Source organism: Yersinia enterocolitica (genome assembly GCA_002082245.2).
Lineage (GTDB): Bacteria > Pseudomonadota > Gammaproteobacteria > Enterobacterales > Enterobacteriaceae > Yersinia > Yersinia enterocolitica_E.
The window spans coordinates 3,834,289-3,856,355 of record NBTC02000002.1 but is presented as its reverse complement, the minus strand read 5'-3'; the positions used below and the strand labels follow the sequence as shown (position 1 = coordinate 3,856,355).

Sequence of the window (22,067 nt, the reverse complement as noted above, 5' to 3'; positions counted from 1 at the left end):
TTATTACCGTTTTTTTCACTGGCGATGATTAACACTGCACATAAAATAGCATCAGGGTAAATAATCATGTCGATATTCAAAACACGTATAGGAAGGATGTTACTTATCCTATTTATTGGGATAGGTATCTGGTTTAGCCCCGTCCCGGAATCGGTAGACCCGCGCGCCTGGCACCTCATGGCGGTTTTTGCAGCGACGGTTATCGGCCTGATCTTGTCGCCATATCCGTTAGGCGCAATGGCGATATTCAGCCTGACAGTCGTTGCGGCTACAGGCTTGCTGAGTATCAAAGAAGTGTTAGCCGGTTTTGCTGACCCGACAATCTGGATGATCGCTTGCGCCTTCTTTATCTCACGCGGCTTTATTAAAACAGGTTTTGGCCGCCGGGTCGGTTATCTGTTTATCAGTAAGTTGGGCCACAGCTCGCTAGGTCTGGCTTATGGTTTGGTGCTGACCGATTTGCTATTCGCACCGGCGATGCCGTCTACCTCCGCCCGATGTGGTGGCATCATTACGCCGCTGTTTCGCTCAATTTCTGAAGCCTATGAATCGACACCAGAACGCGGTACCGAACGCAAAATCGGGGCATTTCTGGTGCAATGTATCTTCCAGTGTAATGCCATTACCTGTGCGATGTTCCTGACCTCAATGGCCGGCAACCCAATGATTGGCAAACTGGCCGGTGAAATGGGGATTACCATTACCTGGACCAGTTGGGCATTGGCCGCCATCGTCCCTGGTTTAATCTCTTTGGCAGTAATCCCGTTGTTGCTGTATCGCTTCTACCCGCCAGAAATAAAGAAAACCCCGGAAATGCGCGCCTTGGCAATGGTGAAATTGAAAGAAATGGGGCCAATGAGCCGCAACGAATGGATTGTATTATCTGTCTTCGTCGGGCTGGTGACGCTGTGGGTATGTGGCGCAGCACTGAATATTGATGCCACCATGACCGCCTTTATTGGACTGGCAATTCTATTACTGAGTGGCGCGCTGACCTGGGATGATGTGATTGCCGAGAAAGAAGCCTGGCATACGGTGATTTGGTTTGCGGTACTGCTAACACTCGCCAGCCAACTGAATAAGCTGGGTTTTATTACCTGGTTTGGCTCATCAATTGCCGGTTCAGTGCAGGGGATGAACTGGGTGCCAATGATGGGAATCCTGCTGCTGGCGTACTATTACAGCCACTATATGATGGCCAGTGCCATCGCCCATATCAGTGCCATGTATGCCATTTTTGTCTCCATTGCTATTGCAGCAGGTGCTCCGCCAATGCTGACAGTATTGGTATTTGGTATGTTCAGTAACCTGTATATGGCAACTACCCACTACTCTGGCGGCCCGGCCCCTATCCTGTTTGGTTGTAACTTTATCCCACTGGCGACCTGGTGGAAGATTGGTTTCCTGATCAGTCTGGTGGTTATCCCTATCTGGCTGATCATCGGTAGCGCCTGGTGGAAAGTGCTGGGTTTCTGGTAATACATTGAAATATTGAGAATAAAAAACACCGCGCGATGACACTGGCGCAGTGTTTTTTATCGGTTAATTACTGCTGTTTACGTAATTCGATACCCACATCTCCACCAGGGTGCACCGCCAGTAGGGCCTGTTTAGTAAAACCTCTGCGTGCCATCAGGCAGGCACAGATAGCATCGAACAGGGCTAATACCAGAACAATAGATGTGGTTGCTAACATATTCAGCGGGTCTATCTCTTGCTTCACATGTGTTTTCAGCACCAAGGCAGATACCTGCGCGATAGCCGACTGCTCGTTTTCCGTTACACTGATAATCTGCACTTGCTTGCGTTGCAGCGTTGGCAGCAACCGGGTCAGCTCATCGGAATTCCCGCCACGAGAGATCAAAATGATGATGTCCTGTGACCCGAGGAAACCCAAATCGCCGTGCGCTGCATCAGTGGCATTCAGGTAAATCGCCGGTTGCTCTACGCAAGCCAGCATATGAGCAACCTTTCGTGCGGCAATACCTGATGTGCCCACCCCAGTTACCGCGATTTTGCCACGGCACCCAGCCAACATCTCCAGCACCTGCAACCACACCTGCGGATCGACATTATCCTTTAACGCCGCCAACTCGCGGCTATAAGTCATCCATGCGTCACTGGCTATTTGCCATTCATCACTCTGGCTCATCCTTCCTCCTGCATCAGTTCCTGATAACGCATATGGTCGTGATACATCTGGTGGAACACGCGGTATTTACGGTCGTAATAGGCTTTGATTTTGTTAGTTTGCGGTGTGACCGTTTTACCAATGCGGCTCATGGCAGCCATCGCCTCCGGCAGCGACTCAAACACACCTGCTGCGACCGTGCCCATCATGGCGCTGCCGAGCAACATGGCTTCACTCTCTTCCGGCAGTAGCATGGCACAACCCGTCGCATTAGCGTGTTCTTGTACAAAGATCGGGTTTTTAGTTCCGCCGCCGCTGGCCATCATAGTGTCAATGCAATAGCCGTTCTTATTCATGGTTTCGATGATATGCCGCGTTCCCAGCGCCAGCGCCTGAATGGTCGCCAAATAGCGTAACGCCATATCTTCAAAGGTGGTAGACAGCTTCAAGCCGGTAATAATGCCCGTCAGATTCGGATTCGCGCGCGGTGAACGATTACCGTGGAAGTACGGCAAAATGTGAATATCTTTGGTGAGGAAGGCGATATTCTCCGGTTCACCGGCAAGCTGGCGCAGAATATGATTTAGCGCCTCGTAAATAGTCTCACCTTTGCTTTTGGCCTGTGCCAACAGCTCTGGGTAACACGGATGTGTTTGAATAATATGGTCAATTAATGCTCCCGTCGCCGACTGTCCGCCCTCATTTAGCCAGTACTCCGGTAGAATAGCCGAATAATAGGGTCCCCAGATGCCGCCAATAAAATGCGCGGAACGTGACATCGCCATATGTGCCGTTGAGGTACCACCAATCAGCGCAATGCGCCGATCAAAATTGGCATTTTCGCCAGTCACACCACTGGCACCGAGGATGCCAATAGTGCCAGCATGGGCATCAATAATAGAAACACTGACCGCAGTACCAGGGATCAATCCCATTTCTGATGCCGCCCGTTGGCTAAGTCCACGGCCCAACGGCTCGCCCATCGGTTTAACGCTAGCACCGATTTTCGCCGCATTGTTGTCCAGCAAATCAGCCAGCCCGACCAATTTAAAATAGGACGGATCCCAGCGATCCTCATGGCCCAGATAAGTCCATTTACACACCGTAGAACAAAGCGAACGGGTTTCGTCTTTGGTCGCTCGCCAGGTGAGAAAATCCGGTAAATCAAACAGATGACCGACATTGCTCCACGTGGTTGGCATATGCTGTTTCAACCACAGCAGTTTTGGAGTTTGCATTTCAGGTGAAATCACGCCGCCAACAAACTCCAATACCGGATGTTTGGTGGCATTAATTCTTTCAGCCTGGGTAATGGCACGATGATCCATCCAGACAATTACATTCTGTTCGCTGCGCCCCGACGGGCTAACGGTCAACGGGTTGCCTTCTTTATCCAGCACCACCAGCGAACAGGTGGCATCGAACCCCAGCCCTTTCACTTGGATCGGGTTGATATCAGCCTGATTCACCGCATCTCGTACCGCATTACACACCGCCTGCCAGATATTATCGGAAGACTGCTCAACAAAATCCGCCTTGGGCTTAAACATGGTAATTTCACGGCTGGCCTGCCCGACCATGCGGCCCTGCAAATCGAATACTCCGGCCCTTGCGCTGCCGGTCCCTACATCTACGCCGATAAAGTAACTTGCCATTGTTGTATCCCTCAATTCTTAAGCCTTACGATTCTGTAATGCGATAAAGAGGATCAGCACCCCACCCCATAACGCCATGGTCAGGTAGCTACTCACCCCCAGCAAATTCAGGCCACTTTCCAATAGTTGCAGTACCACCAGCGCCAGGATCAAGCCGATGATGCGACCAAAGCCGCCATCCGGGTTAATGCCACCCAATACCGATGCCAGAATGGTGACTAATAGATAGGATTCGCCGTAACCGGCTTTGGCCGAGTTAAATTTCGCCATCATCAGGATAGCCGCCCCCCATCCTAATATGGCTGACAGGATATAGACCGCGACCTGTACCCGATGGGTATTCACGCCACTAAAACGGGTGGCCTGCTCATTGGAGCCGACCAGATAGATGCTACGCCCCAAGGTCGTGTGTTCCAAAAGCACCCACAGCCCAGTGGAGACCAGTAAAAACAAGATCATCGCGACTGGAATACCGGCGATATCACCACTGCCAATGTATTGAATCACCGGTGGGAAATCAGAGATCACGTCACCGTTGGACAATAAAATATTCAGGCCGGTAATCAATGTCATGGTGCCCAACGTCGCCAGAATTGGCGACACCCCGACCACTGAAATCAGTAAGCCATTCAACGCACCAATCACCACCGCCACCAGCAAGCCAGCAACTAATGCCAGTAACAGGAACAGCGGCTGATCAGGGTGGCTGACAATGATGGCAGCCATGACTAATGAGCAAGCGTTCGCTCCGGCAATAATGGATAAGTTAATACCGCCGGTCAGCATGGTCAGCCCCATCCCCAGCGCCAGCATGCCTAAAATCGGCAACTGCGAGGAAATAGACTGGAAGTTACCCAAGCTGAAGAAGCGTTGGCCCAAGGTCAATGAGAAGGCCAACATCACTGCCACCAGAATCAATAATTGCAGGCGGATAATGCGGTCGTTAGGAATAATTCGGTTTAGCCAGGTCATATCAGTGCTCCCTCAGCAATTTGCGTTTTTCATTCCATGCGGTGGTACTGATACTCACCAAAATGATTGCGCCGCTGAAAACCGTATGCCAGTAAGAGGAGACACTCAGCAGCGTCAGACCGTTTTGCAAAAATGCCAGCAACATCACGCCGAGCACGGTGCCACTGAGGGATCCACGGCCCCCCGTCATACTGGTGCCACCCAAGACCACGGCGGCCAGCACGGTCAGCTCAAACCCCATCAATGAGTTAGGTGCCACTGACTGGGAAATCTGCGCCTGTACCACCGCCGCCACCCCTGCCAGCATGCCCATGTAGCCATAGACGTAGAGATGCAAACGCAGAATATTAATGCCCAGGCGGGAAGCCGCATCCTTATTGCTGCCCATGGCAAAGATCTGCCGCCCAAGACGGGTGTAGTTCATCAATACACCTGTGAAAATGATGGTCGCCGCCAGGCAGAACAGCGGTAGTGTCAAGCCATAGTCATAGCCGTCACTGCCGGTAAACGAGAACCAGTTAATCCCGGTCATAAACCAGTCAGGGAAACCGTACAACCAGGTACCGTTGGTGAAATAAACCAGCAGGCCATAGAACAGATTCAGTGTGGCAATGGTGATAATTATCGCTGGGACTTTCAACCAATACACCAGCAACCCATTGATCAGCCCCAGCACTAAACCAACTGACATGGCCAGAACAAACGCTAGCGCGAAGCTGCCGCCATGGGTAATCACCCACGACGCCATGACATATTGCGCAATAGCCGTTACCGCCGGAAAGGAGATATCAATACCACCGGCAATCAGCACCACAAACAGGCCACAGGCCAGAATACCCAAAATGGCATAACTGGTGGCGACATCGGTCAGATTCCCTAAGGTCAGGAACTCCGGGCTTTTTACACTCAGTCCGATGACTAACAGTAATACCAATAGCCCAAGATAAAACTCATGTCGCCCCGTCAGTTGCCGCAGTTTTAGCTTATCCATTGACCACCTCGGCTACCTGTTGTTCGGTGCACTGATGCGGGTAAAACTCGGCCACCAGTTCACCTTTGCGCATCACTAATATCCGGTGACTGTTGTAGTAAGCCTCCGGGATCTCGTCACAAATCATCAATACCGCCATCCCCTGCTCTGCCAAGGCTTTGGCAATATGGTAAATCCCTTCTTTGTTGGCGATATCTACGCCGACGGTCGGAGAATCGAGGATCAAAATACGCGGTTGCGTCGCTACCCATTTAGCAATAGCGATGCGCTGTGCATTACCGCCCGATAACGTTTTGACCGGCAGGGCGGTATCGGACACTTTGATGTTCAGATCTTGCACCAGTTTTTTCACCAGCGCTGCGGCTTTGGCATGATCCAACAACCCACTGCGGGTATGTAATTTGTCAAAAACGGACACGATGGTGTTGTCATAGATCGATTGCTCCATGATCAATCCCTGTGTCAGGCGATCTTCAGAGACATAACCGATCCCGTGGCGGATCGCATCACGGTTGTTACGGAAATGCACTTGTTCACCGGCGACCCACACCTCGCCACTATCGGGTTGGGTCATGCCAAACAGGCTCAGACACAGTTCAGTACGCCCCGCCCCCAGTAACCCGGTGATCGACACAATTTCGCCCTGATGTAGGGTCAAATCGATGTTACGAAACTGCTCGCCACGACTCAGTTTTTTGATTTCCAGCAACGGCGTGGCTTCTGCCGCCAGTGGCGGTAACTGGCTGTAGGTAAAGCGCTGGCCGGTCATTAGGAACGCCAGCTCATGGCTGTCCAGTTCGCTGGCCGGCCAGGTACCAATTAGTTGGCCATCGCGCATGACACTGATTCTGTCGGCCACTTCCATCACTTCATCCAGCCGGTGGCTAACAAACACCACGCAGATACCTTGTGATTTGAGATCACGTACCACGTCCAGCAAGCCTTTCACTTCCTGACTGGTTAGCGAGGCAGTAGGTTCATCCATAATCACCAAGCGGGCATCGGCAGCGATAGCGCGGCAAATCGCCACTAACTGGCGGTCAGCAATAGAGAGCTGTTCAACTTTTTTATCAGGATCAAGGGTGACACCCACTCGCTGCATGGCGGCTAACGCACGCTCACGCATACTTTTACGCTTCACCCAAAAATCACCACCTGGTAGATAACGGTGGACGGCAATATTTTCCGAAACGGTGAGATTAGGAAATAGCGACAAGTCTTGATATATCACCTGCACGCCATAGAAGAATGAGAGTTGCGGCGTAAACTGATGGAACAGCTTGCCGTCTATCAGGATACTTGCGCCTTTCTCTGGCTGATAAACTCCTGAAATCACTTTGATAATGGTGCTCTTGCCGCAGCCGTTCTGGCCTGCCAGACAGTGCACTTCTCCTTTATTCAGTGTGAGATTCACCTGATCCAGCGCCAGCACGCCGGGGAATCGCTTACTGATATTTTCAAGAGTGATAAATGCGTTGGCCTGAGTCATGACAATACCTTCCCTAACGCCATAAGCATGGCGCTATTTTTACAGCAATTCGGTGATGATGGTGAGGGCAACGGGGATGCTCTCCCGCTGCCTGATTTACTGCCAAGCACGGCTCGTTAGCCGGTAATTCCCTGGTGTGGCGTCTGAAAATCAGAAACCTAATGTTTTCGCATTATCTTTAGTGACTTCAAGGATCTTGTTGAAACGGATCACGCCTTTCTCGCTATCCACATCGGCTTTACCCAAGCCTTCGATGGTCAAGTCTGGCGTGATTTTTTGGCCTTTCAGTAATTGATCTGCAATCTGCACCACAGCAAAACCGGCGTCTTTTGGATCCCACAACAGGGCTTTTTTGATATCACCACGCATCAGGTATGGCGCTGCCTGTGCAGGCATAGCGATACCCACTACCGCGATTTGATCTTTCGCGCGTTTCTTAGCCACTGCTTGACCGGCACCAATTGGCCCCAGTGAACCAAAACCAATGATCCCTTTCATTTTCGGATAGGTTTTCATCAGATCCAGAGTGGTGGAGTAAGATTTATCAATGTTCTCAGCCACTGGCAGGCGTGGAGTGACTTCGAACATATCGGGGTATTTTTCTTTCTGGTATTTGATAGCATAATCCGCCCAAGCGTTATGCAATGGCACAGTCAGGGAACCCACATAAATCGCATAACCCCCTTTGCCCCCCATGGCTTTCGCCAGTTCGTCCATGTTGGCCTGAGCATATTTTTCACTATCGATGGTCTCAACATCCCACTGCCCGATACGTTGATCAGGAGATTCGTGAGTTAACACCACAATGCCTTTCTCTTGCGCTTTTTTCAGTACTGGTTCCAGCACTTTGGCATCGTTCGGCACCACAATGATGGCATCTACATTTTTGGCAATAAGGTCTTCAATGACTTTAACTTGTTGCGCCGGGTCTGGCGTGGCAGGCCCAACCTGATAAGCATTAACATCCAGTTTTTTTGCTGCTTCATTTACGCCAACTTCCATACGGGTAAACCAAGGAATACCGGTAACCTTCGCGACAACAGCAATTTCATATTTTTTCTCTGCCATCGTTTGCGTAGTGAACAGCATGCATGCGGAAACGACACATGCATTCAGTAATGCGAGATTAAGTTTCATAGCAATACCTTCTTGTTTTCTTTCAGATAACGGGTTGGTTGCGAGGTGAGAAGCCCGTAGTGTGACACCGTGACTGTTTTATTTTCATGTGACTGCTTTTCACACACATGAGATTAACAAAGGAACACAATAGGCTGCGCGACGAGTCAGAGTGAATTGTGATGAAAGCCCAAAAAAGTAAAATTTAATGATTTATTATGTTAATAATTGGTTAATTAAATATAAGAAAGAATAAATGTGATCAAATACAAAGATAATAAACACAAATAAACATCAAATTAATAACATTAAAAACACAAATTGAATTTATAACTCCCTCTGTGGCACGTCAATAACCCAAAAATAGAACAACGGTAACAATAATTAATCGAAATTGAGATGAGTCTCCCATTTTCCAGCCAGTTGACTTATTTTTCCTCGATTCTAAGGCACCATTTTCTGCGATATGCCGAACAGTAACGCAGTTTATATCGCGATAATTCCGCCAGCACATCTAGCGTTGATCTTTTTCTTTCATTTATCGCGAATATGGTATAATCCTCTGAAAGCCCCCATCGCTTATAGATAGCCTGCCTTCATGACCATCCCCTACGCGACCCCGCTTTTAATGTAAAAATTATGTCAATTGTCGTATTCACCAAAACGATAGTTGACCACCGGTGTCTGAAGAAATGTATCGCTATCGAGTTACATCCATATGCGTTACAAACCCGCACTTAACGCATAACGATAGAGTTCATATGATAAAGCCGCAGAAATTCCATATCTCACTGCTCCACCCGCGCTACTGGCTGACCTGGTTTGGCCTGGGGGTATTATTTCTGTTAGTCCAACTCCCCTACCCGCTGTTAAACAAGTTAGGAATTTGGTTGGGGCGTACCTCAATGCGCTTCCTGAAACGGCGGGTATCTATCGCCCGGCGCAATCTGGAACTTTGTTTCCCTGATATGGATAAGCAGACTCTTGAACGGACTATCGTCGGTAATTTTGAATCCTTAGGCATGGGGTTGCTGGAAACCGGCATGGCCTGGTTTTGGCCCGATGCGCGCATTAAGCGCTGGTTTACCGTGACGGGTCTGGATAACCTGAAAAAAGCGCAGCAAGGACAGCGCGGCGTACTGGTGATTGGCGTCCATTTTATGTCGCTGGAACTTGGCGGCCGCGTAATGGGGCAATGTCAGCCAATGATGGCGATGTACCGCCCGCATAACAATAAAGTGATGGAATTGGTGCAGACCTGGGGCCGTATGCGCTCGAATAAGGCCATGCTGGACCGTAAAGATCTTCGTGGCATGGTGCAGGCATTGAAAAAAGGTGAGGCTGTGTGGTTTGCACCGGATCAGGATTACGGCCCACGTGGCAGTGTGTTTGCACCACTGTTCGCCGTCAATCAGGCCGCGACCACCAGTGGCACTTTTATGTTGGCCCGGCTAGCCAAACCGGCACTGTTGCCATTGGTTTTACTGCGTAAAACAGATGGTAGCGGCTATGACTTGCTGATCCAGCCAGCATTAGAAGACTATCCGCTTGATGATGAGATAGCGGCCGCCAGCTATATGAACAAAGTTATCGAAAAAGAGATCATGCGCGCACCTGAGCAATATCTGTGGCTACACCGCCGCTTTAAAACCCGCCCAGCCGGTGCGCCATCGCTGTATTAAGCATCAACAAGATCTGTCATAAAAACCCGGCCTATGTCGGGTTTTTTATTAGCTAAAATCCACTCAATATCGCGGAGCTATAACTGCGCTTCAGCTTCATCGGGATCATCTATCGCATCGTCTGGTGTGATAAGCGCACGCCCTGGCAACGTTTTGCATGCAGGCCCACCGGTAGGAGGGGCTGTAGTGGGATAACTCTCCTGCGGCGAGACATAAACTGGCGTGGTTGCCACGAAGCCATCATTGAATGTGGCCTCGATAAAGGTCGCCTGCCAACCGGTAGCTGGCGTGCTAAGTGCAACTTCAAGGGTATTACCCGGGGCCACAGCCAACGGAAATGCGCTATATCTTACATCGCACGCATAGCGGAAATCGCGAGCATCGGTGTGGCTTGCCGTAAACGGTTAACAAAGGTGATCAACGACTGTTCGCTAAATGCTTTAATACCGGAGTGACTAGAGTTAGGTGCCACCCGCAACGTTTTATCACCGGGTAATTTGTCATAATAAAAATGCGTATTATCAGGCACGTAGAAATCATCACCACTGGCATTAATAATGTATTTCGCAATACTGAGCCGGGGTTGATACTCGCTCGTCAGGTACTGTAGGGGATCCATAATCTGCATCAGTTTGGCGAAGCCGGGGGTACTCAGTTTCTTATCAATCTCTTCCTGATAGTAGGGGGTGAAGGCTATAGGCCAGTTGCCACCATAAGATTGATACATATGTTCCAATGCGGCGCGGGTATCCAGCAGATCAATCACAAAAGGCACAATAGCCTCCACACGTGAATCCGCAATTGCCGTCAGCCAACTAGTCCAGCCACGCTTGGATAAACCAGTGACAATAAAACTGTCTAAGGCTTTTTCCGGCAAGGCTTGTTGCGCCATGGTCATCGCCTGAGAAATCGCCGCCACCATCGGGACATGTAGCGGTAATATTGAACGGGCTTCTGGGGCATCTATAAATAAAGTCCAACTACGTGCAACACTATAATCTTCCTTACGCGGATTCCCATCTTGTTGATATTCAAGGTACTGATTGGGAATGGTGCTAATGGCAATCACCACCGTGTCAGTCGAGCGGGCAATATTTTGCAAGGTCTCGATAGCAAAATCGCTAGGACCGGAGGGAGGAATGGTTTCAGTACCATAGTTGGTACCATTATTGATGACCACCAGCGCCTTGGTGGACGTGCTATTTTCGGGAATAAAGATCTCCACTTCATGCTGCCATGCAGCAGGGGAGACCAAGCTCTCCGGCGACCAATTCTGCGAGGTCAGTTGGTAACGGCGCCACTCCAACCCCGGCAGGTTTTCCTGACTGAGCAAGTTATAGATAAGTGGCTCTGCGGCCAGCTTTTCTCTGTAACAAGACAGAACCTGAGTAAAATCGGTATCACTGCATTTTGCAGTTTCAATATTCACCTGTGCCAGACAACTGGCGGTAAACAGCAATGGCAGCCCGCACATCAGGGCGGTTAAATAACGAGGCATAATCCTTATCCTTCTCTCTAATGTGTTTACGTTAAAACACTCCCAAGAGGATTAGATAACGGATCAGAGATTTAAAAAATCCGAATTTCACCTGTCTATGCCGCTTTTTATGTTATTACATTGACGAAATGTATACCTCAGTCTGGTTCAATTACTCTTACCTCTCGTTCATCGCTGTATATAAGAATTTTCTGCACTAAAAAGTATCAATCCGCCGTTAAATGCGCCATTTAAGTGCATCCTACCCGGTCAGAAATTACCTACAAAGAGTTAACGCTAAGTAATTACTCATATCATCAATGAAATGCAACTCTGGCATCCCATTTGCTAATACCAAACTGGCTACACGCCAACAGACAGCGACGGTGCATCACTGGTGCGCTACAAAATTAAAATAGGCTCGACTTTGCCTCACAGGACGCTTTCATGAAGAAAATAATGATTTCAACACTGGTTGCCGCCGCCTCATTAGTGGCATTAGCAGGTCAGGCCCACGCGGGCACTACTTTGGATGCGGTGAAGAAAAAAGGTTTTGTACAATGTGGTATCAGTGATGGATTGCCCGGCTTCTCCTATGCAGATGCCAGCGGCAAGTTCTCTGGTCTGGATGTCGATGTCTGCCGTGGCGTAGCTGCTGCCATCTTTGGTGATGCAGAAAAAGTAAAATACACCCCGCTGACCGCAAAAGAGCGTTTTACCGCCCTGCAATCGGGTGAAGTTGATATTTTGTCACGTAACACCACCTGGACTTCATCCCGTGATGCTGGCATGGGGATGTTATTTACCGGAGTGAACTATTACGACGGTATCGGCTTTCTGACCCACAATAAAGCGGGGCTGAAAAGCGCCAAAGAGCTGGACGGGGCGACGGTGTGTATTCAAGCCGGTACAGATACTGAGTTGAACGTCGCTGATTACTTTAAAGCCAATAAAATGCAATACACTCCAGTTACCTTCGACCGTTCTGACGAAAGTGCCAAGGCATTGGATTCCGGCCGCTGTGACACATTGGCCTCTGACCAATCACAACTGTACGCACTGCGTATCAAGTTAGGTAAACCAGACGAATTTATCGTATTACCGGAAGTTATCTCTAAAGAACCACTGGGGCCGGTTGTGCGCCGGGGTGATGAGGACTGGTTCGCCATCGTGCGCTGGACACTGTTTGCCATGTTAAATGCTGAAGAGATGGGTGTGACGTCGAAAAACGTCGAAGCACTGGCAGCAAAACCAACCACACCGGATATGGCACATCTGTTAGGTCAGGAAGGCAACTATGGTAAAGATCTGAAAGTGCCTAACGATTGGGTGGTTAAAATCGTGAAACAAGTGGGTAACTACGGCGAAAGCTTCGACCGTAACGTCGGTTTGGGCAGTGAGCTGAAAATAAAACGCGGCCAGAATGCGCTGTGGAACAATGGCGGTCTCCAGTACGCGCCTCCGGTTCGCTGATTACTGATTACCTCTCCGGCAGGCCCGCCCTGCCGGATGTATTATCCAGACCGAGGCCCACACTATGTCACAACGCCCAACCGTCAAAGGTGTCTTTTCGCTGACCAATCCAGCGGTACGCGCCTGGTTGTATCAAATTATCGCGCTATTGATACTGATCGGATGCGGTGCGTATCTTTTCCATAACACCATTACCAACCTGTCGACCCGGGGCATCACCTCCGGCTTTGCTTTCCTGAATAACAGCGCCGGTTTTGGTATTGTTCAGCATCTTATCGATTATGAGCAAGGTGATACCTACGGCCGGGTGTTTTTGGTCGGGTTATTCAATACCTTGCTGGTATCAGTATTATGTATTTTCTTTGCGTCGATCCTCGGGTTCTTCCTTGGGCTGGCGCGTTTATCTGATAACTGGCTGTTACGCAAACTGTCCACTATCTATATCGAGACATTCCGTAATATCCCGCCCTTGCTGCAAATCTTCTTCTGGTATTTCGCGGTATTACGCAATCTACCAGGGCCACGACAGAGTCTGGATGCCTTCGGTGTGGCTTTTCTCAGCAACCGTGGCTTGTATCTACCATCACCGGAGTTTGCTGCCGGTTTTATACCCGCCATACTCGCTGTGCTGCTGGCCGTTGTTATCACCGTGGCGCTGTATCGCTATAACCATTTCCGTCAGTTACATACCGGTCAGTTTCACCGCACCTGGCCGATTGCCTTACTACTGTTGATAGCCCTACCAGCAGCGGCCCATTTTCTGTATGGCTCGGCACTGCATTGGGATCTACCGCAGTTACGCGGCTTTAACTTTAAAGGTGGCCTGGTTCTTATCCCTGAATTGGCGGCCTTGACCTTGGCACTGTCGGTTTATACCTCGACCTTTATTGCTGAGGTGATTCGTTCAGGCATTCAGTCCGTGCCCTATGGTCAGCATGAAGCAGCCCGTTCACTGGCGCTGCCCAACACCGTCACCTTGCGCCAAGTTATTCTGCCACAGGCGTTACGAGTCATCATTCCGCCACTCACCAGTCAATACCTGAACATCGTCAAAAACTCCTCACTGGCAGCCGCTATCGGCTATCCAGATATGGTGTCGTTGTTTGCCGGCACAGTGCTGAACCAGACTGGTCAGGCGATAGAAACTATCGCCATTACCATGTCAGTCTATTTGGTTATCAGCCTATCCATTTCATTTTTAATGAATCTCTACAACCGGCGGATCGCGCTGGTAGAGCGCTAAGGGAAGCGAATGACGATGACACTAACCCGTGAACCACCCAGCACAGTACGGCCGGGCAACCCGTTAAGCCGGATGGTGTTTTGGGCGAGAAAGAATTTGTTTTCCAGTTGGACTAATAGTCTGCTGACGCTGCTGTGCCTGTGGCTGATGTGGCAATTGATCCCGCCATTACTGAATTGGACTATTTTTAACGCCAACTGGCTAGGTACATCGCGCACTGATTGTACCCGTGAGGGTGCCTGCTGGGTGTTTATTCATGCGCGCTTTGGCCAATTTATGTATGGCCTTTATCCTATTGAGCAGCGTTGGCGCATCAACACCACCTTGATCATCGGATTGCTGACGCTCATTCCATTGTTCTGGCGCGCTATGCCACATCGAGGCCGCTATTTGGCGGTGTGGATGGTAGCGTACCCACTGCTGGTATGGTTGATGTTATATGGCGGTTTCCTCGGGTTAACCCGGGTTGAAACCCGCCAGTGGGGCGGCCTGACACTGACGCTGATCATCGCCGCAGTAGGTATTGCCGGTGCGCTACCGCTGGGGATTTTATTGGCCTTGGCCCGCCGTTCGAGTATGCCAGTGGTGCGTATTCTGTCAGTGGTATTTATTGAGTTCTGGCGCGGGGTGCCGCTAATCACCGTGCTGTTTATGTCCTCGGTGATGTTGCCACTGTTTATGACCGAAGGCACCAGCATCGACAAACTGATCCGTGCCTTGGTCGGGGTGGTGTTGTTCCAATCAGCCTATGTGGCAGAAGTGGTGCGTGGCGGGTTACAGGCCTTGCCCAGAGGACAGACCGAAGCCGCCGAGTCACTGGGGCTGGGCTATTGGAAAACCCAAGGGCTGGTTATTTTGCCACAAGCCCTGAAGATGGTGATCCCCGGGTTGGTAAACACCATTATCGCCCTGTTTAAAGATACCAGTCTGGTTATCATCATTGGTCTGTTTGATTTGTTCAGCAGCGTGCAGCAAGCCACCGTCGACCCTGCCTGGTTGGGGATGTCGACCGAAGGCTATGTCTTTGCCGCCGCTGTCTATTGGGTTTTCTGTTTCAGCATGTCGCGCTACAGCCAGCATCTGGAAAAGCGCTTTCACACCGGACGTTCCACACATTGAGGCATAACATGAGCGACAATCAGCCAACTCCAGGCGATAAAATGATGATTACGCTGGAAAACGTCAATAAGTGGTACGGGCAGTTCCACGTATTGAAAGATATCAATTTACATGTGCGCCCTGGCGAACGCATCGTACTTTGCGGTCCTTCTGGCTCAGGTAAATCTACCACTATCCGCTGCATCAACCATCTGGAAGAGCATCAGCAGGGGAAAATCATGGTGGATGGCATCGAACTTAACGATGACCTGCGCAATATTGAACGGGTACGTACCGAGGTCGGCATGGTGTTCCAACACTTCAATCTGTTCCCGCACTTAACGGTGATGCAAAACTGCACGCTGGCACCAAGCTGGGTACGTAAGATGCCCAAGAAAGAGGCCGACGAATTGGCAATGCATTATTTAGAACGGGTGCGGATTGCAGAGCACGCCCATAAGTTCCCCGGCCAACTTTCCGGTGGCCAGCAGCAGCGGGTGGCAATCGCCCGTTCGCTGTGTATGAAACCCAAAATCATGCTATTTGATGAACCAACCTCGGCGCTGGACCCTGAGATGGTGAAAGAAGTGCTGGATACCATGATCAGTCTGGCAAATGAAGGCATGACCATGTTGTGTGTAACCCACGAGATGGGTTTTGCCCGTACCGTTGCCGATCGGGTTATTTTTATGGACCGTGGGGAGATAGTGGAACAAGCACCACCCGCCGAATTTTTCTCTAACCCGAAATCAGAGCGCACCCAGGCGTTTCTGGCGCAGGTTATTCATTAACTAATTCATTACGTTGGGTTTTCCATTGAGTACTTGCGGGTGAGGGTATCCTCACCCTTTTTTTGCCTTACTCTGCCACAATATCGTCAAACAGGATTCGGTCACGAGTGATATGCGATTGCGGACACAAGAATATGAACTCGACGTCGGTTTTCGCTGCCAGTTGATGCGCGGTATTAGGGTAGATGCAAAATACAGAACCTTTAGCAAAAACATCTACACGCTTATTTTTTAATTCTCCATCAATGACATCCGCAGTCCAGATAGCACCTTCACCCGAGAGAATAATATACCACTCCTCATCTTGAGCATGACTATGGCAACTCACGCGCTTGCCTTGCTCAACGCGAGTTCCATAAGCCTGCAAACCTTCTTTCTTAAACATTTCTGCAATTGAGATCCCAACGACGGGATCTTCTATAGCATTATCATAATTAAAACCGGATATATTGATCATGTAACACTTCCTTGTGGAAAATAGAGTAAATAATAAACTAGACTGCAAAGGGTAATCGTTATTTAATAACTTAACAACCCCCATTAATACTAAAACATTACCAATCATTAAATAGTAAATTAATTAAATGGTGAAATAATGAAAACTAACTTATTAGAGTCACTTAACGTTTTAATTCGCTTTTGGGCACAGAGTTCAGAGCCTTGGGGAGCGAAAGATAATAATTCAATATTTATTTATGCAAATAAAAAATACCATGAATTATTATCCTTACCGGATAAATTCAACGTAGAAGGACGACTCGATGGCGAACTCCCGGCATCAACATCGGAGTTTCAAAATGAATTTCAACAACATGACCGTAAGGTAGAGTTATCGCAAGATCGTATAACGTCAGTTGAAATACATGCATTTGAGGGGCACCCCTATTTTCAACCTTGGTTTTTTGATAAATATCCATTAATTGATGAAAATGGCGTATCTGTAGGAACTATTTTTCATGGTCGAGCGGTAGATAATATGATATTAACTCATTTAAATAAAATAAAAACACCCACATCTCTTGTATTCACACCACCATCTGACTTATTTTCCAGAAGAGAGTGGGAAGTGTTATTTTATCTTCTACATTCATTTTCCCATGTGGATATCGCCAGAAAAATTCATCTATCACCCAGAACCATCAGTAATACCATCCAAAGTCTCTATAGAAAAACAGGGGTTTCCAGCAAACGACAAATCATAGAATACTGCCATGAGAAAAATATCAATAATTATATTCCTCAGAGTTTCTTTGAATACACAGGTTCCTTCCCATTAACATAAAACCAATATCGAGTGACTCGTCCTTAAGGGTTGCTATTACCATAATAGAATATTCTATTGATTAGTGCGGGCCGCAAAGTTGATTCCGTTAGATAAACCGGCCACCGAACGGCAGCCGGATTTAAGAAGCATTAACCCTCTTTTTCGATCAGTAACGCTTCCAGCAAATCCAAATCGTGCAGCAGTTTTTGCAGCGTTTCATTGCTGATTTTCTGCGTCGCACGCAGGTGATACAGTTCCCCACGCTCGGCTCGTAATGCGGTTAAACGAAAACGCCGCTCCAGATTCTCAACCAGCAAGGTGTTCTCAATTTCATCCTTACTGCCGGTACGCCGTCGCAATGTTCCGATAACTCGTGAACTGATCTCTTTTAGCAACTCCGGGTCAATATTCTCCTCGCTGCTGGCTGCCAGCCGCTCTTCCATTTTATTCAGGCTAACAATTGCCACCTCGGCAGTCGCCGCCCGAGCGAAACGCACTTCTTCACGGCTGGCACTTTTATCTGCTACCACCACACCACGCAGCAATGGCGGCAAAGCAATCACCCCGATAATAACCGACAGCAGAATCACGCCGGTGGCGATAAATACCAACTGGTAACGGGATGGGAAGGCTGAACCATCGCTGAGGAATAACGGAATAGAGAGGACACCGGCAAGAGTAATCGCTCCCCGTACCCCTGCAAACGATGCCACCCACAGTTCACGTGTGGTGTAATTGCCAAACTCCAGTGGCCGTTTGGTCAGGATGCGTTTACTGATTTTCTTCATCGACCATAGCCAGCTAAAGCGCAGTACCAACAACGCACCATAAATAATGGCAACATCCGCGAAGAGGTTCCAGGTTTGAATGGTTGGGTCCAGTTCAGCCTGTATGATTGATGTTTCCAAAATCCCCGGTAATTGCAGCCCCAACAGGATGAACACCATGCCGTTAAACACAAACTCCAGCATCGACCACACGCTGTCGGCACGTAACCGCATCGTCAATGGTGCGTTTCGGATAACCCCGGACTGACTGATGGTCATCCCTGCCGCCACTGCGGCCAGAATGCCGGAGACGCCAATATGCTCAGCAATCAGATAAGAAGCGAATGGCAACAGCAGCAGTAAGACAATTTGTGTTGCCGGATCATCACCACTCCAGCGGCTCATCAGGCGCAGTGACTTACTGTATAGCCAGGTTACCGCCACACCAGCCAGCAGGCCACCAATCGCCACTTTTAGGAACTCAAGTGTGGCACCAGACACGGTAAAGACCATCGTCCCCATTGCCACCGCAATGGCAAACTTTAGCGCAACCAGACCAGAGGCATCATTCATCAACGCCTCCCCTTCTAATACGCCCATAATCGATTTAGGTATGCGCCCTTTCCCCACAATGCCGGATAATGCCACAGCATCGGTTGGCGACAATACCGCCGCCAGTGCAAACGCGGCTACCAGCGGAATACCCGGCACCATCCAGTAAATCAGATAGCCGATACCCACCACGGTGACCAGCACCAATGCCAGCGCCAGACCAAATATCTCCCGCCCATGGTGAATAAACTCTCGTGTCGGTGTTTTCCAGCCGTCGGCAAAGAGCAGCGGTGGAATAAACAGCACCAGGAATAATTCCGGGTCAAAATCGACATGCAAACCAAAGTGGGGAAAGGCCAACAAGGCACCACAGACAATCTGCATCAGAGGAAGGGGGATTTGAAACGGCAACATCCGAGTGACAACGCCGGAAAGCGACACCACCAGAATCAGGATGAGGATTGTAAAAAAAATTTCCATGCTTTCCTTAGACTCAACTCAACACAACTCAATATAAGATTTAACCTCACCCGCCCGTAGACAGGGCCGGAGTTTAGCTTTTGATAGTAGATCACTTTTTTGTTAAACGGGGAAAAAACCTGTAACTGATGGCAGGAAAAAACAAAGAAAATAGGGTTATTAAAAACCGCTGTGGCATCGGGACAGCGTCACCCCGATGCCAGCAAAAACTCATCGCTTAGATTGCCCAGCCACCCGCATAGAATGCCACTAACGCGATAGCGATAATCACGGTACCGATATTCAGTTTACGCCATTCACCGGAACAGATACGGCCAATAACCAGCGAGCTGAAGCCCAACATAATACCGGTGACGATATTACAAGTCAGCACGATAAACACGGCACAAAGCAGGCCAGACATCGCATCAACAAAGTCTTCGAAATCCAGTTTGGAGACGTTGCTCAACATCAGCAACCCTACATACATCAGAGCCGGTGCCGTCGCATAAGCCGGAACCAAATAGGATAGTGGCGACAGGAACAGCATCAGCAGGAACAAAATACCTACCACGGTGGCGGTCAAACCGGTTTTACCACCAGCGGCAGTACCGGCGGCAGATTCGATATAAACCGCAGCAGGCGCAGCGCCCACCAAACCAGCAAAAATGCTGCTAACGGAGTCAGATGTCAGAGCTTTACCGCCGCTAATGATCTGGCCGTCTTTATCCAACAAATTAGCCTGACCCGCTACCGCGCGGATAGTCCCGGTGGCATCAAATACAGCAGTCATCACTAATGCCAATACACTTGGCAGCACCACAGGTTTCAATGCACCCATGATATCAAGGCTGAAAATCAATGAATTACCGTTAGCATCCGCCAGGCTAGGCATCGCAAACAGCCCTTGATAGGTCACACTCGGATCAAAAATCAGGCCGATAACCGAGATGGCGATGATCACCAGCAGAATGCCACCCGGCACTCGCAGTTTTTCCAGACCGAAAATCACCGCCAGCCCTAGCAAAGTCATTATGACCGGGAAAGAGGTAAATGCACCCAGTGCAACCGGTAAACCTTCAATCGGGTTTTTGATAACCAGGCCGACACCGTTTGCTGCAATCAGCAACAGGAACAAGCCGATACCGATACCGGTACCATGTGCCACGCCCATCGGCAAATTACGCAATATCCATGAACGGATACCGGTCACAGAGATAATAGTGAACAGCACCCCCATCAGGAATACTGCCCCCAATGCCACAGGAATACTGATGTGTTGCCCCAGCACCAAGCTGAATGCCGTAAACGCTGTCAGTGATATGGCGCAACCAATCGCCATCGGCAAGTTGGCCCACAACCCCATCAACAAAGAACCAAGACCGGCAACCAGACAGGTTGCCACAAACACCGCTGTTGGTGGGAAACCCGCTTTGCCAAGCATACTTGGTACAACAATGACCGAGTAGACCATGGCGAGAAAGGTTGTCAGGCCAGCCAGCACTTCCTGGCGTACATTACTGCCGCGTTCACTAAGCTTGAAAAATGCATCAAGCGAACCTTTTGGCGTTACTGCCCGGTTCACTTGAGGGTTGGTGCTAGACATGGTTATGTCCCCTGTGTGTCATTTTAAAGTAGTCAGCAAGTCAGGCGCCCTTCCCTACGTAATCGTTTCCGTTTTTGCCGATTAACTCGACAACGCCTCCAACATCTTCATGGTGGAGAAAATAGCAAACGATTAGCTGGAAGCACGCATGACTGAAAAAAATCGAAGAAAAACTACAATAAGCGTCATTGTTGCAGGCAGTTTGGACGCGGCCAGCGCGCAAAAACCGGAGCGTACACTCGGTACGTGAGGATTTTTAGCACTGCCCAAGTTCAAAATGGCAAATAAAATAGCCTTATTGTAAGGCAAACGATTATCTAGCTATTCGTAGCGACTAATCAACACCAGATAGCGACATTTATTGCATTTTTTTACATTAATTTGTCGGGGGAGCATTAATTTGACGGGAAACAAAAGTGTGAGTAGCCTCACACTCATTTACTTTGCGTGGCAATGATGCCGAATCATCGGTTATCAGCCTTCCAGTTTGTAGGCTCCGCCCTTCTCAATCGCCTGTTGGTAGGCTGGGCGCTGATGAATGCGCACTAAGAAATCTTGCAGTTTCGGGAACCCCTCAAGACCACCACGGGTGTTGATTGCCTCGATAGGAAAACTCATCTGAATATCCGCCGCGCTGAAATCACTGCCAGCAAACCACTGATTATTCGTCAAATGCTGTTCCAGATAATCGCGGTGAGTAGCAATTTGCTTATTCAGATAACTTTTCTGTACGCCATCACCCAGAGCCTTGGCAACCGGGCGAATAATCCACGGCACAGGCGGCCCACCCAATCGGCTAAAGATAAGTTTCATCACCAGCAATGGCATCAATGAACCTTCGGCATAATGCATCCAGTAACGGAACTGTTGACGATCATAGTGACCGGTGGGTTTAAATAGCCCCTGTGCATCATAGGTTTCCTGTAAATACTCAATAATGGCACCAGACTCCGCCAAGGTGAGATCACCGTCAGTAATCACTGGTGATTTTCCCAATGGATGGATTTTTTTCAATTCTGGTGGTGCCAGTAAGCTGCCGGGGTCGCGCTGATAGCGCTTCAACTCATAAGGAACTTGCAGTTCCTCCAGCATCCACAAGATACGTTGTGAACGTGAATTATTCAGATGGTGAACCGTGACCATGACCAAGCTCCATATGATGAACATAAGAGTATTGATTATAGTGATAAAAGAATTTTTTGGTTTGCAAAGCTGCCAATACCAATTTTAAGAAAGCAAAACAGATATATCGAGGTATAAAAATCTCATCCCTCAGGCGCGGCTTAAAACCAACAAAAAGC

The 22,067-nt window shown here is 49.2% G+C and carries 18 protein-coding genes and 1 pseudogene; 7 read left to right on the top strand and 12 right to left on the bottom strand.

What is annotated here, in order from left to right; genetic code table 11:
• The first annotated feature begins 66 nt into the window (after nt 1-66).
• A complete protein-coding gene (locus tag A6J66_019095; protein PNM26078.1) occupies nt 67-1,479 on the top strand; it encodes an anion permease in 1,413 nt (470 codons plus the stop codon).
• Between the two features lie 67 nt (nt 1,480-1,546).
• On the opposite strand, the gene A6J66_019090 is transcribed toward A6J66_019095, so the two are convergent.
• The 6 genes from A6J66_019090 to A6J66_019065 all read right to left on the bottom strand — a co-directional run bounded on the left by A6J66_019090 (nt 1,547) and on the right by A6J66_019065 (nt 8,375).
• Nucleotides 1,547-2,152 (bottom strand): SIS domain-containing protein, encoded by a 606-nt coding sequence (locus tag A6J66_019090; protein PNM26077.1) that lies wholly within the window; start codon nt 2,150-2,152, stop codon nt 1,547-1,549.
• Complete coding sequence (locus tag A6J66_019085; GenBank protein PNM26076.1) at nt 2,149-3,786, bottom strand: ribulokinase; 1,638 nt, start codon at nt 3,784-3,786, stop codon at nt 2,149-2,151. The genes A6J66_019090 and A6J66_019085 overlap by 4 nt, the downstream gene beginning before the upstream one ends.
• A gap of 18 nt (nt 3,787-3,804) precedes the next feature.
• Nucleotides 3,805-4,758 carry an ABC transporter permease gene (locus A6J66_019080; protein ID PNM26075.1) on the bottom strand — a complete coding sequence of 318 codons (954 nt, stop codon included), beginning with the start codon at nt 4,756-4,758 and terminating at the stop codon, nt 3,805-3,807.
• Between the two features lies 1 nt (nt 4,759).
• Nucleotides 4,760-5,749 carry an ABC transporter permease gene (locus A6J66_019075; protein ID PNM26074.1) on the bottom strand — a complete coding sequence of 330 codons (990 nt, stop codon included), beginning with the start codon at nt 5,747-5,749 and terminating at the stop codon, nt 4,760-4,762.
• Nucleotides 5,742-7,238, bottom strand: a complete 1,497-nt coding sequence (locus A6J66_019070) for a sugar ABC transporter ATP-binding protein (protein PNM26073.1) — start codon at nt 7,236-7,238, stop codon at nt 5,742-5,744. The genes A6J66_019075 and A6J66_019070 overlap by 8 nt, the downstream gene beginning before the upstream one ends.
• A gap of 150 nt (nt 7,239-7,388) precedes the next feature.
• On the bottom strand, nt 7,389-8,375 hold the full coding sequence (locus A6J66_019065) for an autoinducer 2 ABC transporter substrate-binding protein (GenBank protein ID PNM26072.1): 987 nt from the start codon (nt 8,373-8,375) through the stop codon (nt 7,389-7,391).
• A 740-nt stretch (nt 8,376-9,115) separates the two neighbouring features.
• Here A6J66_019065 and A6J66_019060 point away from each other — a divergent pair.
• On the top strand, nt 9,116-10,036 hold the full coding sequence (locus tag A6J66_019060) for a lipid A biosynthesis palmitoleoyl acyltransferase (protein PNM26071.1): 921 nt from the start codon (nt 9,116-9,118) through the stop codon (nt 10,034-10,036).
• A 77-nt stretch (nt 10,037-10,113) separates the two neighbouring features.
• On the opposite strand, the pseudogene A6J66_019055 reads toward A6J66_019060, so the two are convergent.
• Nucleotides 10,114-11,534, bottom strand: a pseudogene (locus tag A6J66_019055) (PhoPQ-regulated protein).
• A 426-nt stretch (nt 11,535-11,960) separates the two neighbouring features.
• Here A6J66_019055 and A6J66_019050 point away from each other — a divergent pair.
• From A6J66_019050 to A6J66_019035, 4 genes are all read left to right on the top strand, one after another.
• Nucleotides 11,961-12,986, top strand: a complete 1,026-nt coding sequence (locus tag A6J66_019050; protein ID PNM26070.1) for an amino acid ABC transporter substrate-binding protein — start codon at nt 11,961-11,963, stop codon at nt 12,984-12,986.
• Nucleotides 12,987-13,050: 64 nt separating this feature from the next.
• A complete protein-coding gene (locus A6J66_019045) occupies nt 13,051-14,229 on the top strand; it encodes an amino acid ABC transporter permease (protein PNM26069.1) in 1,179 nt (392 codons plus the stop codon).
• Nucleotides 14,230-14,238: 9 nt separating this feature from the next.
• Entirely contained in the window at nt 14,239-15,348 is a 1,110-nt protein-coding gene (locus A6J66_019040) for an amino acid ABC transporter permease (protein PNM26068.1), read from the top strand.
• Nucleotides 15,345-16,118, top strand: coding sequence for an ABC transporter ATP-binding protein (locus tag A6J66_019035; protein PNM26067.1), 774 nt, complete (start codon nt 15,345-15,347; stop codon nt 16,116-16,118). Before A6J66_019040 ends, A6J66_019035 begins: the two co-directional genes overlap by 4 nt.
• Nucleotides 16,119-16,185: 67 nt before the next feature.
• Here the strand turns inward: A6J66_019035 and A6J66_019030 are convergent, their stop codons facing one another.
• Nucleotides 16,186-16,575, bottom strand: coding sequence for a cupin domain-containing protein (locus A6J66_019030; protein PNM26066.1), 390 nt, complete (start codon nt 16,573-16,575; stop codon nt 16,186-16,188).
• A 138-nt stretch (nt 16,576-16,713) separates the two neighbouring features.
• On the opposite strand from A6J66_019030, the gene A6J66_019025 reads away from it, so the two are divergent.
• Nucleotides 16,714-17,400, top strand: coding sequence for a helix-turn-helix transcriptional regulator (locus A6J66_019025; protein ID PNM26065.1), 687 nt, complete (start codon nt 16,714-16,716; stop codon nt 17,398-17,400).
• A gap of 131 nt (nt 17,401-17,531) precedes the next feature.
• Here A6J66_019025 and A6J66_019020 read toward each other — a convergent pair whose 3' ends face one another.
• The 4 genes from A6J66_019020 to A6J66_019005 form a co-directional block, all read right to left on the bottom strand.
• Nucleotides 17,532-19,181: a Na+/H+ antiporter gene (locus A6J66_019020; protein PNM26064.1), complete on the bottom strand. Its 1,650-nt coding sequence runs from the start codon at nt 19,179-19,181 to the stop codon at nt 17,532-17,534.
• 217 nt (nt 19,182-19,398) lie between these two features.
• On the bottom strand, nt 19,399-20,766 hold the full coding sequence (locus A6J66_019015; protein PNM26063.1) for an NCS2 family permease: 1,368 nt from the start codon (nt 20,764-20,766) through the stop codon (nt 19,399-19,401).
• 132 nt (nt 20,767-20,898) lie between these two features.
• Nucleotides 20,899-21,075 carry an L-asparaginase gene (locus tag A6J66_019010; protein PNM26062.1) on the bottom strand — a complete coding sequence of 59 codons (177 nt, stop codon included), beginning with the start codon at nt 21,073-21,075 and terminating at the stop codon, nt 20,899-20,901.
• A 165-nt stretch (nt 21,076-21,240) separates the two neighbouring features.
• Nucleotides 21,241-21,909: a glutathione S-transferase gene (locus A6J66_019005; GenBank protein ID PNM26061.1), complete on the bottom strand. Its 669-nt coding sequence runs from the start codon at nt 21,907-21,909 to the stop codon at nt 21,241-21,243.
• Nucleotides 21,910-22,067 lie beyond the last annotated feature (158 nt).

Excerpts from the sequence above, each read along its gene's own strand:
- A6J66_019075 (PNM26074.1), bottom strand. The coding sequence starts at position 5,749 with ATGGATAAGCTAAAACTGCGGCAACTGACGGGGCGACATGAGTTTTAT.
- A6J66_019050 (PNM26070.1), top strand. The coding sequence starts at position 11,961 with ATGAAGAAAATAATGATTTCAACACTGGTTGCCGCCGCCTCATTAGTG.
- A6J66_019095 (PNM26078.1), top strand. The coding sequence starts at position 67 with ATGTCGATATTCAAAACACGTATAGGAAGGATGTTACTTATCCTATTT.
- A6J66_019040 (PNM26068.1), top strand. The coding sequence starts at position 14,239 with ATGACGATGACACTAACCCGTGAACCACCCAGCACAGTACGGCCGGGC.
- A6J66_019025 (PNM26065.1), top strand. The coding sequence starts at position 16,714 with ATGAAAACTAACTTATTAGAGTCACTTAACGTTTTAATTCGCTTTTGG.
- A6J66_019090 (PNM26077.1), bottom strand. The coding sequence starts at position 2,152 with ATGAGCCAGAGTGATGAATGGCAAATAGCCAGTGACGCATGGATGACT.
- A6J66_019030 (PNM26066.1), bottom strand. The coding sequence starts at position 16,575 with ATGATCAATATATCCGGTTTTAATTATGATAATGCTATAGAAGATCCC.
- A6J66_019020 (PNM26064.1), bottom strand. The coding sequence starts at position 19,181 with ATGGAAATTTTTTTTACAATCCTCATCCTGATTCTGGTGGTGTCGCTT.
- A6J66_019070 (PNM26073.1), bottom strand. The coding sequence starts at position 7,238 with ATGACTCAGGCCAACGCATTTATCACTCTTGAAAATATCAGTAAGCGA.
- A6J66_019005 (PNM26061.1), bottom strand. The coding sequence starts at position 21,909 with ATGGTCACGGTTCACCATCTGAATAATTCACGTTCACAACGTATCTTG.
- A6J66_019045 (PNM26069.1), top strand. The coding sequence starts at position 13,051 with ATGTCACAACGCCCAACCGTCAAAGGTGTCTTTTCGCTGACCAATCCA.
- A6J66_019015 (PNM26063.1), bottom strand. The coding sequence starts at position 20,766 with ATGTCTAGCACCAACCCTCAAGTGAACCGGGCAGTAACGCCAAAAGGT.
- A6J66_019085 (PNM26076.1), bottom strand. The coding sequence starts at position 3,786 with ATGGCAAGTTACTTTATCGGCGTAGATGTAGGGACCGGCAGCGCAAGG.
- A6J66_019060 (PNM26071.1), top strand. The coding sequence starts at position 9,116 with ATGATAAAGCCGCAGAAATTCCATATCTCACTGCTCCACCCGCGCTAC.
- A6J66_019080 (PNM26075.1), bottom strand. The coding sequence starts at position 4,758 with ATGACCTGGCTAAACCGAATTATTCCTAACGACCGCATTATCCGCCTG.
- A6J66_019065 (PNM26072.1), bottom strand. The coding sequence starts at position 8,375 with ATGAAACTTAATCTCGCATTACTGAATGCATGTGTCGTTTCCGCATGC.